Origin of the sequence: Pleionea mediterranea (genome assembly GCF_003148745.1) — a bacterium.
Lineage (GTDB): Bacteria > Pseudomonadota > Gammaproteobacteria > Enterobacterales > Kangiellaceae > Pleionea > Pleionea mediterranea.
In genome coordinates, this window is sequence record NZ_QGGU01000012.1 from 15,409 (window position 1) to 30,503 (window position 15,095).

Annotated in this window: 13 protein-coding genes; all 13 read left to right on the forward strand. The window is 43.3% G+C overall.

Annotated elements, in window-relative coordinates:
* Window position 1 precedes the first annotated feature (1 nt).
* The 13 genes from C8D97_RS15185 (at window position 2) to atpG (ending at window position 15,073) form a co-directional block, all read left to right on the forward strand.
* Window positions 2-799, forward strand: a complete 798-nt coding sequence (locus C8D97_RS15185) for a ParA family protein (RefSeq protein WP_109764652.1) — start codon at window positions 2-4, stop codon at window positions 797-799.
* A gap of 52 nt (window positions 800-851) precedes the next feature.
* Window positions 852-1,760 carry a ParB/RepB/Spo0J family partition protein gene (locus C8D97_RS15190; protein ID WP_245411471.1) on the forward strand — a complete coding sequence of 303 codons (909 nt, stop codon included), beginning with the start codon at window positions 852-854 and terminating at the stop codon, window positions 1,758-1,760.
* Window positions 1,761-1,795: 35 nt separating this feature from the next.
* Window positions 1,796-2,035: a VF530 family protein gene (locus C8D97_RS15195; protein WP_109764654.1), complete on the forward strand. Its 240-nt coding sequence runs from the start codon at window positions 1,796-1,798 to the stop codon at window positions 2,033-2,035.
* 212 nt (window positions 2,036-2,247) lie between these two features.
* Complete coding sequence (locus C8D97_RS15200; RefSeq protein WP_210204968.1) at window positions 2,248-4,815, forward strand: zinc-dependent metalloprotease; 2,568 nt, start codon at window positions 2,248-2,250, stop codon at window positions 4,813-4,815.
* Window positions 4,816-5,117: 302 nt separating this feature from the next.
* Complete coding sequence (locus tag C8D97_RS18530) at window positions 5,118-7,403, forward strand: S8 family serine peptidase (RefSeq protein ID WP_109764655.1); 2,286 nt, start codon at window positions 5,118-5,120, stop codon at window positions 7,401-7,403.
* Between the two features lie 268 nt (window positions 7,404-7,671).
* Complete coding sequence (locus C8D97_RS15210; RefSeq protein ID WP_170115271.1) at window positions 7,672-9,591, forward strand: S8 family serine peptidase; 1,920 nt, start codon at window positions 7,672-7,674, stop codon at window positions 9,589-9,591.
* A 364-nt stretch (window positions 9,592-9,955) separates the two neighbouring features.
* Window positions 9,956-10,354, forward strand: coding sequence for an ATP synthase subunit I (locus C8D97_RS15215; RefSeq protein WP_109764656.1), 399 nt, complete (start codon window positions 9,956-9,958; stop codon window positions 10,352-10,354).
* 2 nt (window positions 10,355-10,356) lie between these two features.
* On the forward strand, window positions 10,357-11,202 hold the full coding sequence (gene atpB, locus C8D97_RS15220; RefSeq protein WP_109764657.1) for a F0F1 ATP synthase subunit A: 846 nt from the start codon (window positions 10,357-10,359) through the stop codon (window positions 11,200-11,202).
* A 68-nt stretch (window positions 11,203-11,270) separates the two neighbouring features.
* A complete protein-coding gene (gene atpE, locus C8D97_RS15225) occupies window positions 11,271-11,528 on the forward strand; it encodes a F0F1 ATP synthase subunit C (RefSeq protein ID WP_109764658.1) in 258 nt (85 codons plus the stop codon).
* 33 nt (window positions 11,529-11,561) lie between these two features.
* Entirely contained in the window at window positions 11,562-12,032 is a 471-nt protein-coding gene (locus C8D97_RS15230) for a F0F1 ATP synthase subunit B (protein ID WP_109764659.1), read from the forward strand.
* Window positions 12,033-12,044: 12 nt separating this feature from the next.
* Window positions 12,045-12,581: a F0F1 ATP synthase subunit delta gene (locus C8D97_RS15235; protein WP_109764660.1), complete on the forward strand. Its 537-nt coding sequence runs from the start codon at window positions 12,045-12,047 to the stop codon at window positions 12,579-12,581.
* A gap of 20 nt (window positions 12,582-12,601) precedes the next feature.
* Entirely contained in the window at window positions 12,602-14,143 is a 1,542-nt protein-coding gene (gene atpA / locus C8D97_RS15240) for a F0F1 ATP synthase subunit alpha (protein ID WP_245411475.1), read from the forward strand.
* 69 nt (window positions 14,144-14,212) lie between these two features.
* Window positions 14,213-15,073, forward strand: a complete 861-nt coding sequence (gene atpG / locus C8D97_RS15245) for a F0F1 ATP synthase subunit gamma (RefSeq protein WP_109764662.1) — start codon at window positions 14,213-14,215, stop codon at window positions 15,071-15,073.
* Window positions 15,074-15,095 lie beyond the last annotated feature (22 nt).

Below are 15,095 nucleotides of genomic sequence, written 5' to 3' on the forward strand. Positions count from 1 at the left end.
AGTGGCAAGAATAATTGCAATCACAAACCAGAAAGGTGGTGTGGGTAAAACCACAACCAGTATTAATATTGCTGCCTCTTTAGTGGCCACCAAACGTAAGGTGTTATTGGTGGATCTTGATCCTCAAGGCAATGCTACCAGTGGCTGTGGTGTCGATAAAGCACAGCAGGAACAAAATGTACTCGATGTACTACTGGGAGATTTGTCGGCTGAGCAGGTGATTCAGCCTGCAGTTAATGGTGGTTTTGATTTGTTGGCCGCAAACGGAGATTTATCCGCTGCCGATGTGCATTTAATGGAGTTGGAAAATAAAGAGTCCCGTTTAAAAACGGCACTAAAAGCCGTTCAAGAGAATTACGATTATATATTCATTGATTGCCCGCCTTCGCTCAACATGCTTACCGTTAATGCTTTAGTGGCATCAGGTTCGGTACTTATTCCGATGCAATGTGAGTATTATGCACTGGAAGGTATTTCTTCTTTAATGGATACCATTAATCAGATAGTCGAACATGTGAATCCTGATTTAGAAATTGAAGGGATCCTGCGCACCATGTACGATCCGCGCAACCGTCTGGCGACCGAAGTTTCGAACCAATTACATGAATACTTTGGTGATAAAGTCTATCGAAGTGTTATTCCAAGAAATGTGCGTCTGGCCGAAGCGCCAAGTTATGGTATGCCAGCGTTACAGTATGATCGTTTATCAACCGGTGCAAAATGCTATCTGGCATTGGCCGGAGAAATTATTCGTCGACAAGAACAAAAAGAACCGCCACTTGCGGTTACCAATGCCTAACAGCAATTTACTCAGAACATCAATAGAACGACTTTAAAGAGCAGGAATCATCATGAGCAAACGACTGGGCCGCGGACTGGATGCGTTTATCAGTAAGAAAATAGCTGAAAATAAAGCGGCTGAGCCTGAGCCAGCAACATCATCGGATGATGACCTTCAAGCAAACGAAAAAGGTGAGTTGCGCAAACTGCCGATTGAGTTTTTGCAGCCAGGTCAGTATCAACCTCGAAAAATAATGACTGACGATGCTCTGGAAGAGTTGGCGGAGTCGATAAAAGCTCAGGGCATTATTCAGCCAATCGTGGTTCGGGCTATTGGTCAAAATAAATTTGAAATTATTGCCGGTGAACGCCGATGGCGTGCAGCACAACTGGCCAAACTGTCTGAAGTGCCGGCATTGGTAAAAGATGTACCCGATGAAGCCGCCATAGCCATGGCGCTGATCGAAAACATCCAACGCGAAGATCTGAATGCCATTGAAGAAGCGTCGGCGCTGCAACGGTTGATGACCGAGTTTGGATTAACCCATCAGCAAACCGCCGATGCGGTTGGTAAAAGTCGTACCACCGTGACCAATTTATTGCGTTTGCTGCAATTAAGCGAAGCTTGTCGCGTTATGCTAGAACGTGGTGATATTGAAATGGGTCATGCGCGATCCTTGTTATCGCTGGATAAAGAGCAGCAATCGGAAGTGGCCCGTCAAGTGGTGGCAAAAGGGTTAACGGTTCGTGAAACAGAAAAGCTGGTGCGTAAAACCATTAATCCGGTGAAAGTGAATAATCCGGTAAAAGATGAAGATCCTCATATTGCCAAGTTGGAACAACGGATTTCCGATAAGTTTGGTGCCCCTGTTTCAATTCAACATGGTGCCAAAGGTAAAGGAAAGCTGGTGTTAAGTTACAGTAATCTTGATGAACTCGATGGTATTTTGGGGCATCTTGGATTGACCGACGACTATTAATTAAGCTGCGCACGAAAAGTTTAAGCGTCTAAATTATGACAAAACAGCAACCCAATAATCCGCTGCATGGAATAACTCTTGAGAAAGTGGTAACAAGTCTGGTTGATCATTACGGCTGGGAGAAACTGGCTCAGCGAATAGATATTAACTGCTTTAAAAGCAATCCGTCGGTTAAATCATCGTTAAAGTTTTTACGAAAAACCGATTGGGCAAGAGCAAAAGTTGAGAGTCTGTATTTATCGACTTTTGATAACCCATCACCCTGGGGTCGTTAGGCGTTTTAACGTCAATCATGCCTATGGTTGACGTAAGTTAGATTTAAGTTAAAAAATAACACGCAGTAAAAAAACACCTAAATTTCAATACGTTCTTTTCAAATCCTTCTATGCATTTACACTTTGTTACCTTTTACACTTAGCGCTTCAATTTTAGCTCCGTTATAACTATCAGGTTTTTTGTTGATAAAAGTAACCGGAGGAAGGGTCGAATGATTCAGACCAGAAAATTTAAAGGTATGGCCATTGGAGTGGTCACAGCGCTGGCGCTTAGTCATAGCGTTATGGCAGCTGACAAAGGTAAAGACAGTAAGAAGAAAAAAGATAAAACTGTCGCTGAACTGATTAAAGATAAAACCGAATACGATGGGTTTCTGGATTTTTATCAAGATCCTAAAACCGGCTCGATGATGCTGGTAATTGACGAGGCGCAGCTCGACAAGCCATTTTTATATCACACTCATACTGTAAACGGAGTTCTGGACGCAGGGCATTTTAAAGGTGCATTTCGTACTCAGCGTTTGTTGGAGTTTAATAAGGTTTATGACAACATTGAAGTGGTTTCAAAAACCCCTCGTTATTTGCTCGATGAAGACAGCGCTATTTCTCGATCTGCCGGCACCAATATCAGCAAAGCCATTTTAGCCAGTGCAAAAATAGAAGCGCACGATAAAGACAAAGGTCAATACGTAATTAAGCTTGATCCTTTGTTGTTGTCAGAAACGCTGGAAAAAGTATCACCCTACCCTCGCCCACCTGTACCCGGACAAAAGCCGAAACCACGCTTTAAACTAGGTGGTTTAAGTAAGTCTAAAACCAAATATGTTGGTGTGCGTAGCTTTCCGAAGAACAGTGATGTTGTGGTTGAGTACGTGTTTGATAATAAAGCACCCATGGTCCGTGGTAGCAAGGCGGTTTCTGATCCTCGAACGGTAGCGGTGCAGTTACAACATTCCTTTATTGAATTGCCTGAAAACGGATACCACCCACGACGTGATGATCCCAGAGTCGGTTATTTCACTCAGCAGTTTGATGATTTATCTTCTAATTCCTGGGCGCCTTATAAAGATGTGATCAATCGTTGGAAGTTGGAAAAGAAAAATCCAGAGGCTGAATTATCTGAGCCCGTGGAGCCAATTGTCTGGTGGATAGAAAACACCACCCCCGTTGAGTGGCGGGACACCATAAAACAAGCGGGCGAAGCCTGGAACATTGCGTTTGAAAAAGCCGGATTTAAAAACGCCGTGGTGGTTAAAGTTCAGCCCGATGACGCTGAATGGGAAGCCGGTGATATCCGTTATAATGTTTTACGTTGGACGGCATCTCCGCGCCCACCTTTTGGCGGCTATGGACCCAGTGTGCCTAACCCGTTAACCGGACAAATCATCGCTTCGGATATTATGCTGGAGTTTTCCTATTTCCGTAATCGCTGGTTATACACCTCGTTATTCAGCGATGGAGCAACGGCTGAAGAAATGATGCCAGACACTCCTGTTGAACTAACCTGTAGTGCCGGTCATTTGTTACACGATTCAATGATGGCCGGATTGGTGATGTCGGACATCAATGGGTTCGATGTCAACATGAAGCACAAACTGGTTGAGCAAGCCATGAGTCGTCTGATTTTGCATGAAATCGGTCATACCCTTGGTTTGAATCACAACATGAAAGCCAGTCAGTTATTTAATGCAACCGATGTCCATGATGCGAGTAAAACACAGGGCGTTATAACCGGTTCTGTTATGGATTACCCGTCAGCCAATATTGCTCCACCGGGAATGACACAGGGTGATTTTTACGATACCAAACCGGGTCCTTATGATTTATGGGTGATTGAATACGGCTATTCACCTGCACTGGAAGATCCTGAGGCAGAAGAAAAACGTCTGCAAGGGATCCTTTCGCGATCAACGGAACATGGTTTGGCGTTTGGTAATGATGCTGATGATATGCGTCGTCCAGGATTACACATAGATCCCCGCATTATGATTGGTGATATGTCGAACGAAGCGGTTAAATACGCTGAAGGTCGTTTTCAGTTGATTGATAAAGCCTTTGCTGAATTAAAAGACAATACAACTCAGGAAGGTGGAAACTATCATCAACTGTTAACGTCAGCGAATTATCTTGCGCGTGAATGGCGCACACAAACCGGTGTCATTTCACGTTATATCGGTGGTGTGTATATTGATCGGGCTTATGTTGGCCAAAAAGGCGCAACACAACCTTATACACCGGTGGATAAAGCGACACAGAAAGAAGCCATGACAGCCTTGAAAGATCATCTGTTCACACCCGATGTGCTGAAAAATGCCCAGCCAGTATTTGCTTACATGCAAAAACAACGTCGCGGTTTTGATGGGTTTACCACAAACGAAGATCCTAAACTGCACAAGATGGTGTTGAATGTTCATCGCAATACATTGGATCACCTGTTGCACAGAAATGTATTGCAACGGATCAGTGATACTTCTTTGTACGGTAATGAGTACACGTTAAATGACGTGTTGAATGATTTGACCGATGGTATTTTTGCAGAAGATTTGGCAGCGGATGTAAATACCTATCGGCAAAACCTACAGCATGAATACGTTAAGCGATTAATCGCCATCAGTGGTGCGAAAAAAGGCTCGGCTTATGACTATCTGTCACAAGCTGCTGCGACAGCGCAATTGAAAAACATTAATCGTATGATTAAGTACAATAAGGGAACTGGTTCTACCAGAGTGCATCGTGATTATTTACATATGCAAATAGAAAAAGCGTTTCATGGTGCTTGATCAGGAGTTAATTAAATCGTGAAATTAAAAAAAGGGGCTTAACGCCCCTTTTTTGTATCTTATTGTTTTTTAAGGGAGTTATTGGTAGTGGGGATACCTGTGGAAATGATAAGTTGGACTATTTACTGCGCGAATAAGCGTTTATTAAACTCAGAGCAAGAAAAATAAGTTGGCAATATTTACTCTATTTTATCTCATATCACTATGCTAGCTTCGAGTTCTCTTGGAGAAAATGATAAGCCGCCCCAGGGACCATAAAAATAATGGCGGCAATAATTAAACAGATAAAAAGAGACTACTCAATGATAAATAATAAAGTATTCCTGACAACTCTGGTTGCAGGATCAATCTCCGCAGCGCTGGCCCAGCCTGCACAGCTGAAATCCGTTTCAGCAATGAATACCGATAAAATGGGTACCGTTGAACAATTAGAGCAACGCTACATTATCAAATTTAAAAACGGTTCAACTTTCTCTACCTTAAATAAATCAGGCAAGGCTACTTTAGCCGCAAAAGCAGCGCATAACGCTATTCAAAAAGCTGGCGGTAACGTTAAGCTGGATATGCCAAACAACCTGGCGGTTGCGGCTGTTTTATCGGCTTCTGCAAAACAAAAATTACAAGCTGACGCAAATATTGAATACATCGAAATTGATCAACCCCGTCGTTTAATGGCACAAAGTCAGCCTTACGGTATCGGCATGGTTCAAGCCGATCAAGTTGATGATTCGGTTGCTTCTGCAGCAGCAGGTGGTAAAAAAATCTGTGTTATTGATTCTGGTCTGGATTTGCCACACGAAGATATGGGTTCTTTAAATGGAACCATCACAGGTACTAATAATAGCGGTACTGGAAACTGGTACCAACACGGCGGCCCACACGGTACTCACGTAGCTGGAACTATCGCTGCATTAAATAATGGTCTTGGTGTACGAGGCGTTATTGGTACTGATCCAAACATGCACATTATTAAAGTATTTAATGAGTCAGGTTGGGGTTACTCTTCATCTTTGGTTAGCGCCATTGAAACCTGTGCAAACAATGGTTCTGATGTGGTTAATATGAGTTTGGGTGGTTCAGGATCATCAACCACTGAAGGCAACGCAATGCAATCACTGTACGACAGTGGTGTGTTATTGATTGCTGCCGCTGGTAATGATGGTGTTGCATCATCAACCACTGATGCGGAATCTTTCCCAGCTTCTTACGATGCGGTTATGTCGGTTGCGGCTATTGATAGCTCAAAAGCATTGGCGGATTTTTCACAGAAAAACTCTCAGGTAGAAATTGCTGGCCCGGGTGTTGATGTTTACTCGACTTACCCAGAAGGTTTGGGATCGGTTGTTGAGTTATCAGTAGGCAGTAACGGTTACAGTGTTAACGCTATGGAAAATCAAGGCAGCGCTTCCGGTGCATTATTTGATATGGCAACTGGTGAATCAACCAATTCTGGTGCAAACGGTAAAGTTTGTTTGATTCAACGTGGAAATATCTCTTTCCATGACAAAGTGAAAAATTGTCAGGACAGTGGTGGCGTTGGCGCGATTATTTATAATAACGCTGCCGGTTCTTTCGGTGGAACATTGGGTGACACTAATGCGACTTCAATTCCTGCGGTAACAGCAACAGACTCTGATGGCGCAGCGATGTTAAACCAGCTAGGTCAAACAGCGTCTATTAATATTGGTCCGGGTAACTACGGTAAAATGAGTGGAACCTCTATGGCTTCTCCTCACGTGGCTGGTGTTGCTGCTCTGGTATGGTCAACACACCCAACCTGTAGTGCTGCAGAAATCCGTAATGTATTGAACACAACGGCACAGGACTTAGGTTCTGCCGGTCGTGATGTTAAGTTTGGTTATGGTTTGGTGCAAACCAAAGCAGCGGTTGATTACATCACCAATAACGGCTGTGACGGTAATGGCGGAACTACCCCACCACCACCACCGCCTTCTGATACAACTTTGGAAAACGGTACAGCTAAAACAGGTTTGTCCGCTTCTACTGGTGAAGAGCTTCACTACACAATGGAAGTGCCAGCCGGTGCAACGGATCTTTCGTTTGTAACCAATGGTGGATCGGGTGACGGTGACCTTTACGTGAAGTTTGGTTCACAGCCCACTACGTCTAGCTACGACTGTCGTCCATACAAAAATGGTAATGCAGAAACTTGTAGCATCAGTAATGTACAGGCGGGCACTTACTACGTAATGGTTCGTGCTTATTCTACTTTCTCCAATGTTAGTCTGACGGGAAGTTTCACTGAAGGCGCGACGGGTGGTGAAGGTGGTTCTGCATCTCTGTCCAACTTGTCAGGCAGTCGACGTGCCTGGGATCACTACACTGTTGATATTCCAGCTGGAATGAGCAGCCTGACGGTGACCATGTCGGGTGGTTCAGGTGACGCGGATCTGTATGTGAAGCAAAGCTCACAGCCAACTACGTCAAGCTACGATTGCCGTCCTTATAAAAACGGTAACAATGAAGTATGTACTTTTACTAACCCTACTTCAGGAACCTGGTACATCAGCTTACGCGGTTACAGTGCTTACTCAGGCGTTAGCTTGAATGTCGAGTGGAAACCATAATCGACTTTAGTACTTTTAAGTAAGTTAAAAAGCGGCCCGTTAAACGGCCGCTTTTTTTATGTCTGGAATTTTTTAAAGAAATTCGAGGGGTAGATCATTACTTTATTATTTATATTTTAAAGTGAGATATAAAAGTTTCTAATTGATAAAAATATGTGAATATTTACCTATTGCAAAGTGAGCTGATATGGCAGTTTTATGACTGGTCACAAAATGGCCAGATAGGACTACCTAAAAACATAACCTTATAAACAGAGGCAAATATAGTATGAAAAATAAATCAGCCAAACTGTTTATGACGACTTTGATTGCTGGATCCATTTCAGCAGTGTTGGCTCAGTCGCCATATGACATGAATAAATCTGATAGCTCAAAGCAGATAATGTCTACCAACAAGATGATTGCAGAAACGCAAGGTGAAAAGCGTTATATCATTAAGTTTAAAAATAATTCAGCTTATGCAATGTCTGCGGCTAATGGTGAAATGAAAGTTTCTTCACAAGCTCATCAGTTATTAAATAAACACGGTGCTCGTGTACAGCGCACACTTAATAAGCAAGGCGCAATGGCTGCCATGTTAACCGAGCAGGCGAAACAGCAATTAATGGCAAATAGTGATGTTGAGTATATCGAGGAAGATCCTCGTCGACATCTAATGGCAGAAAGCACGCCTTATGGCATTGGTATGGTTCAAGCGAACCAGGTAAGCGATGGCCTTACAGCAAACAGAAAAGTTTGTATCGTTGATACCGGTTACGACATCAATCATGAAGATTTGATCTCAAATGGTGTTACCGGTGATGACAATGACGGTAATGGCAATGACACCGGTAATTGGTACAACGATGGCCACGGTCATGGTACCCATGTTGCTGGAACTATTTCTGCACTTAGCGGAAATGGTAAAGGAGTAGTTGGGGTTAACCCAAGCGGAAACCTTGGTTTGCACATTGTAAAAGTATTTAATGATTCAGGTAGCTGGGCTTATGGTTCTGACCTGGTTGCTGCGGTTAATCAGTGTGTCAACGCTGGCTCCGATGTGATCAGCATGAGTTTGGGTGGTAGTGCTTCAAGCACCACTGAGCGAAATGCTTTTGTATCAGCATTAAATAACGATGTGTTATCAATTGCAGCCGCTGGTAATGGTGGAAACTCAAGCTTGTCTTACCCTGCCTCTTACGATGAAGTTGTTTCAGTTGCAGCGGTAGACTCTAGCGGTAACCATGCAAGTTTCTCGCAGTACAACTCTCAGGTTGAAATTGCTGCGCCAGGTGTGAGTGTTAACTCAACGCTTCCAGGCAATAGCTATGCATCCTGGAATGGAACATCAATGGCCACACCTCATGTGTCCGGTGTTGCGGCATTGGTATGGAGTCATTACACCTCTTGTAGTGCAGCTCAAATCCGTAGTGCTTTGAATGCAACAGCTGAAGACCGCGGTTCAGCGGGTCGTGACACCCGTTATGGTTGGGGTATCGTAAAAGCGAAAGCGGCTTATGATTATCTGGCCAATGGTTGTGACGGTGACGGCGGTGGCGGTGAACCACCTACGGGCGATACTGAACTAACCAATGGTGTTGCAGAAACCAATTTATCGGGTGCGCAATACTCAGAAGCTTTCTTTACTCTGGATGTACCTGCTGGTGCTACGGACTTAAGCTTCCAGATCTCTGGTGGTTCCGGTGATTCCGATATGTATGTGCGCTTTGGTTCCAAGCCAACTACCAGCAGCTATGACTGCCGTCCATATCGTAACGGTAACAATGAGACTTGCTCAATCAGCAATGTCCAGGCCGGAACATATTATGTGATGCTTCGCGGTTACAGCAGCTTCTCTGGTGTGTCCCTGGTAGGCGCTTTCACTGAGCCTGGTTCAGGCGGTGATGGTGGTACCTTCAGTAAGAGCAATTTATCGGGCAACTCTGGTAGCTGGAGACACTACACGGTAGATATCCCATCAGGTATGTCTTCGTTTACCATTGATATGGCCGGTGGTTCGGGTGATGCGGATATGTACGTACGTCGTGGATCTCAGCCAACAACCAGTAACTATGATTGCCGCCCTTATCGTTGGGGTAATACCGAGTCTTGTAGCTTTAATAATCCAGCTTCAGGTACCTGGTACATCAGTGTAAGAGGGTATTCTTCTTACTCAGGTGTTGGCATCAACGCTGAATGGAAGCCTTAAAACTCATCTGAGTTTGAAAAAGCTGGCTTAACCGCCAGCTTTTTTTATTAACATAACAACTCAGTGTTTGATCGCCAGTAGAGTAAGGTTGTTTAAAATATCTACATCTGGCTAACAAAATACCTTTTTATACATATATCTAGATAAATAAGCATTACGACCTACGCAGGTTTAAAAATGCAATAGAGCTTCAAACTCACCCTTTCCAACTTTAGCGCTACAGAGCAGTAATTTCGGTTGAATTAAGGTCGTTACGAAACTATAATCTGCGCGAAATATAAATATTGGTTGATAATGATTATCATTTTTGGATGTTCAGCTGGTTTTTTACCGATAATTTAAAAGTTAGTGGGTTTAATTGAGAATGTCGCATAGTTTATCAAAATATGGTCGTGCGGCTGCTTTTAAAGTTATTGCTGTCCAGTCAGCCGTAGTAATTATTTCAGCAGCAATAGCTTTGTTTTGGGGATTTAAGGCTAGTCTTTCAATACTTCTTGGCGGAGCCGTGAGTGTATTGCCCTCCCTTGCTTTTGCATATTTTGCTTTTAGGCACTCGGGTGCGCGTTCGTCACAGCAGGTGGTTAAGGGATTTTTATTGGGTGAAGCCATTAAATTTTTCTTAACAATAGTGCTGTTCATTCTAGTGTTTAAATTTGCATCGGTCATGATTGGCGCGGTGTTTATTGGATTTGGAGTGGCGCTAGTCAGTTACTGGTTAGTGCCCTTTGTTTTAGATCGTCAACCGGTAAATAAGAAGGTTTAATTATGGCGACCGAAAATGGTGAGTTAACAAGTGCCGGATACATCCAGCACCATCTTAAAAACTTGACTGTTTGTCACACTGAACAAGGTTGGCAATGGAGCGGTGCAGACAATAACTACGTATGCGACGGTAACTTTACTGCATTTCACGTAGATAGTATTGGATGGTCTATTTTCTTAGGTGTTTTCTTTTTGTGGCTATTTCGCCGAATTGCGAAAAAAGTCGAAATTGAAAAGCCAGGAAAGCTGCAATCTTTTGTCGAAATGATAGTTGAGTTTGTCGATAAAAGCGTTAAAGATACGTTTCATGGTAAAAGCCCGGTTATTGCCCCTCTTTCTCTTACCATTTTTGTGTGGATTTTCCTAATGAATCTGATGGATTTAATCCCAGTAGATTTATTGCCTTGGGCGTTCCATGCTGGCGGCGTTGATTATATGAAGGTCGTTCCTTCGACTGATCCTAATATTACCTTTGGTCTTTCTTTATCTGTTTTTGTATTGATTATTTTTTACAGCATCAAGATTAAAGGTGCTGGTGGGTTCTTCAAAGAATTAGCCTTTCAACCCTTTGGCCCTTGGATGATGCCATTTAACTTGATACTTGAAGGTATAGGTTTGTTGGCGAAGCCGGTATCGCTTGCGTTACGTTTATTCGGTAACCTGTACGCAGGTGAACTTATTTTTATGCTTATAGCACTTTTATTTACTGCTGGTATAGGTGGTGCTGTAGGTGGTGTGCTAGCACACATTGTTTGGGCGATTTTCCATATTTTGGTAATCGTACTTCAAGCTTTTATTTTCATGATGTTGACCATTGTTTATTTAAGCATGGCACACGAAGATCACTAGAATTTAACAGATATTTACTTTATTAACTTTTAATAACTTTTTAGTTTTATAATCCCTGGAGGAAAACAATGGAAACTATCTTAGCTATGACCGCTTTAGGTGTAACTTTGATCTTAGGTCTAGGTGCTTTAGGTACTGCGATTGGGTTTGGTATTTTAGGTGGTAAGTTTATCGAAGCTTCTGCTCGTCAACCAGAATTAGCGCCTCAGCTTCAAGTTAAAATGTTCTTAGTTGCAGGTCTTCTTGACGCCGTAACCATGATTGGTATTGGTATTGGTATGTGGTTCACTTTCGCAAGCCCATACTTAGCAGCTCTTCAAGGTTAATTTTTTATCCAAACCCATTAGGAGAGAACCGACGTGAATATTAATCTCACTTTAGTAGTACAAATGGTAGCTTTTGCTATCTTCGTCGCGTTCTGCATGAAATATGTGTGGCCTCCTTTGCTTGGCGCTATTATCGAGCGTCAAAAGAAAATTGCTGAAGGCTTAGCTGCTGCAGAAAAGGGTGAGCACGATTTAGTGCTTGCCAAAGAAAGCGCAGTTAACACTTTAAAAGAAGCAAAAGCTGAATCAGCAAAGTTAGTTGAACAAGCAAAGAAGCGTCATAGCGAAATCGTTGAATCTGCAAAAGACGATGCTCGTGAAGAAGCCGAGAAAATCTTAAAAGGCGCTCGCGCAGAAATTGAGCAAGAGGTTAACCGTGCTAAAGAGCAATTACGTGCTCAGTTAGCTGGATTAGCGGTAGCCGGTGCCGAGAAAATTCTTGAGCGTAACATAGATGCAGCACAGCAGAACGACATTGTTGAAAAGCTGGTCACAGAACTTTAATAAAGGTGGACCATGGCTGAATTAACCACAGTAGCGAGACCTTATGCCAAAGCGGCATTTGAGCATGCTATGGCGGAAAATGCGTTATCCAGTTGGTCAGACATGATTGATTTTGCAGCAGCAGTTGTTGCTGATAAACAAATGAAAAGTTTATTGTCTAGCCCACACTTAACGCATGAGCAACAACGTGACGCCATGTTGAAAGTTTGCGAAGGCAAACTGGATGCTCAGGGACAAAACTTTATTAAGTTATTGTCTCAAAATCACCGCTTATTGGTGTTGCCACAAATAGCAGATATTTTTGAGCACTTGAAGGCTGAGTTTGAAAAAACCGTTGATGCTCGAATTACCTCTGCTGCTGAACTGACAGCTGAGCAACAAGATAAGTTAAAACAGAAGCTGGCTTTAAAGTTAGGGCGACAGGTCAATATCGAAGTTAAAATCGATGCTGATTTACTGGGCGGCCTGGTCATTGAAGCTGAAGATATGGTCATTGATGGTTCGGTACGCGGTAAGCTTGCCAAACTGTCAGAGACGCTGAAAGTATAAAAGGAATCCAGAGCATGAGTATGCAACTGAATCCATCTGAAATTAGCGAGTTAATTAAACAACGCATCAACGAGTTTGAAGTTGTTTCTGAAGCTCGTAATGAAGGCACTATCGTCAGCGTTTCTGACGGTATATTAAAAATTCATGGCCTCGCCGACGCGATGCAAGGTGAAATGATTGAGCTTCCTGGCGGAAGTTACGGTCTTGCATTGAACCTTGAACGTGATTCTGTCGGTGCGGTTGTATTAGGCGACTATTCACACATCGTTGAAGGTGAAAAAGCCAAGTGTACCGGACGTATTCTTGAAGTCCCAACCGGCGAATGTATGTTAGGCCGTGTTGTTGATGCACTAGGTAACCCACTCGACGGTAAAGGCCCAATTGAAGGCGCAAAGAATGCACCAGTAGAAAAAGTTGCACCTGGTGTTATTTCTCGTCAATCGGTTGATCAACCTGTACAAACCGGTATCAAATCAATTGATGCGATGATTCCTGTTGGTCGTGGTCAGCGTGAGCTTATCATTGGTGACCGTCAAACAGGTAAAACAGCGATTGCAATTGATGCCATCATCAACCAGAAAGGTACTGGTGTTAAATGTATCTATGTCGCGGTTGGTCAAAAAGCGTCAACAATTTCTGGCATCGTTCGTAAGTTAGAAGAGCATGGCGCAATGGATCACACAGTGGTTGTTGCGGCAGGCGCGTCTGATTCTGCAGCGTTGCAATACATTGCACCATTTGCGGGTTGCTCAATGGGCGAATACTTCCGCGATAAAGGTGAAGACGCTTTAATCGTATACGATGACTTAACCAAGCAAGCTTGGGCTTATCGTCAAATCTCACTATTGCTTCGTCGTCCTCCTGGTCGTGAAGCTTACCCTGGTGACGTATTCTACTTGCACTCTCGCTTATTGGAGCGTGCTGCACGTATCAATGCCGATCACGTAGAGAAGTTAACCAACGGTGAAGTTAAAGGTAAAACCGGTTCTTTAACCGCGTTACCCATTATCGAAACACAGGCGGGTGACGTATCAGCGTTCGTACCGACTAACGTAATTTCGATCACCGATGGTCAAATCTTCCTGGAAACAGATTTGTTTAACTCAGGTATTCGTCCTGCGGTTAATGCGGGTCTGTCGGTATCGCGTGTTGGTGGTGCTGCTCAAACCAAAATCATTAAGAAGCTTGGTGGCGGTGTTCGTCTGGCGTTGGCTCAATATCGTGAGCTTGCCGCTTTCGCGCAGTTTGCTTCGGATCTTGATGAAGCGACTCGTGCACAGTTAGAGCACGGTCAACGCGTTACCGAGTTAATGAAACAATCTCAATACTCTCCAATGTCTGTGGCAGAGATGGGCGTATCTTTGTACGCTGCTGAAAAAGGTCACTTACAAGCGGTTGAGTTGGATAAGATTGGCGACTTCGAGTCGGCTTTGATTGATTACATGAACAATCAACACAAAGCATTGATGGATAAAATTAATGAAACCTGCGCTTACGACGATGAGATCGCAGCAGCATTAGAAGAAGCCATCAATCAATTCAAATCAACTCAAACCTGGTAATTGAAATGGGAAGTGTTCTGCACTTCCCTTTTATTTTGATTAACGTTTTGAGAGTAACAGGAAAAGATTATGGCCGGCGCTAAAGAGATTAGAACGAAAATTGGGAGTATTAAAAACACCCAAAAGATCACCAGTGCCATGGAAATGGTAGCAGCCAGTAAAATGCGTAAAGCTCAAGATCGCATGGCCGCTACACGTCCCTATGCCAAACGTATCCGCAGTGTTATTGGCCATCTTGCGCACGGTAATACTGAGTATCAACACGCGTTTATGAATGAACGTGAAGTTAAGCGTGTAGGCTTTATTGTTGTTTCAACCGATCGTGGTTTATGCGGCGGTTTAAATATTAATTTATTTAAACAAGCGCTTAATGCGATGAAACAATGGAGTGACCAGGGTGTAGAAATTGAATTATGCCTGATTGGTTCTAAAGCCCACAGTTTCTTCAAGCGATACGGTGGTAAAGTGGTCGCAAAAGTTTCTGGCTTAGGCGATGCTCCGCAAGTATCCGATTTGATCGGTGCTGTTAAAGTTATGCTGGATGGTTACAACAAAGGTAATATTGACCGCTTATTTATGGCGCAAAATGACTTTGTGAATACCATGACTCAGAAGCCTGACGTCAGTCAGCTATTGCCCATCGTACCCAGCGAAGATGATGAACTAAAACATCACTGGGACTATATTTATGAGCCTGATGCAAAAGCGTTGCTTGAAGTGTTATTGACTCGTTACATTGAGTCTCAGGTTTATCAAGGTGTGGTTGATAATCTTGCTTGTGAGCAAGCTGCACGTATGGTGGCGATGAAAGCAGCATCGGATAATGCTGGTGATTTGATCGACGAATTACAACTGGTTTACAACAAAGCGCGTCAAACAGCAATTACTCAGGAATTGTCGGAGATTGTTGCAGGCGCGGCAGCGGTATAGTGAATCAGCTCAAAGAATTAAA

Bases quoted from the DNA above. Each gene is read 5' to 3' on its own strand.
- C8D97_RS15200 (WP_210204968.1), top strand. From the start codon at position 2,248: ATGATTCAGACCAGAAAATTTAAAGGTATGGCCATTGGAGTGGTCACA.
- C8D97_RS18530 (WP_109764655.1), top strand. From the start codon at position 5,118: ATGATAAATAATAAAGTATTCCTGACAACTCTGGTTGCAGGATCAATC.
- atpA (WP_245411475.1), top strand. From the start codon at position 12,602: ATGCAACTGAATCCATCTGAAATTAGCGAGTTAATTAAACAACGCATC.
- atpE (WP_109764658.1), top strand. From the start codon at position 11,271: ATGGAAACTATCTTAGCTATGACCGCTTTAGGTGTAACTTTGATCTTA.
- C8D97_RS15235 (WP_109764660.1), top strand. From the start codon at position 12,045: ATGGCTGAATTAACCACAGTAGCGAGACCTTATGCCAAAGCGGCATTT.
- atpG (WP_109764662.1), top strand. From the start codon at position 14,213: ATGGCCGGCGCTAAAGAGATTAGAACGAAAATTGGGAGTATTAAAAAC.
- C8D97_RS15195 (WP_109764654.1), top strand. From the start codon at position 1,796: ATGACAAAACAGCAACCCAATAATCCGCTGCATGGAATAACTCTTGAG.
- C8D97_RS15215 (WP_109764656.1), top strand. From the start codon at position 9,956: ATGTCGCATAGTTTATCAAAATATGGTCGTGCGGCTGCTTTTAAAGTT.
- atpB (WP_109764657.1), top strand. From the start codon at position 10,357: ATGGCGACCGAAAATGGTGAGTTAACAAGTGCCGGATACATCCAGCAC.
- C8D97_RS15190 (WP_245411471.1), top strand. From the start codon at position 852: ATGAGCAAACGACTGGGCCGCGGACTGGATGCGTTTATCAGTAAGAAA.
- C8D97_RS15210 (WP_170115271.1), top strand. From the start codon at position 7,672: ATGAAAAATAAATCAGCCAAACTGTTTATGACGACTTTGATTGCTGGA.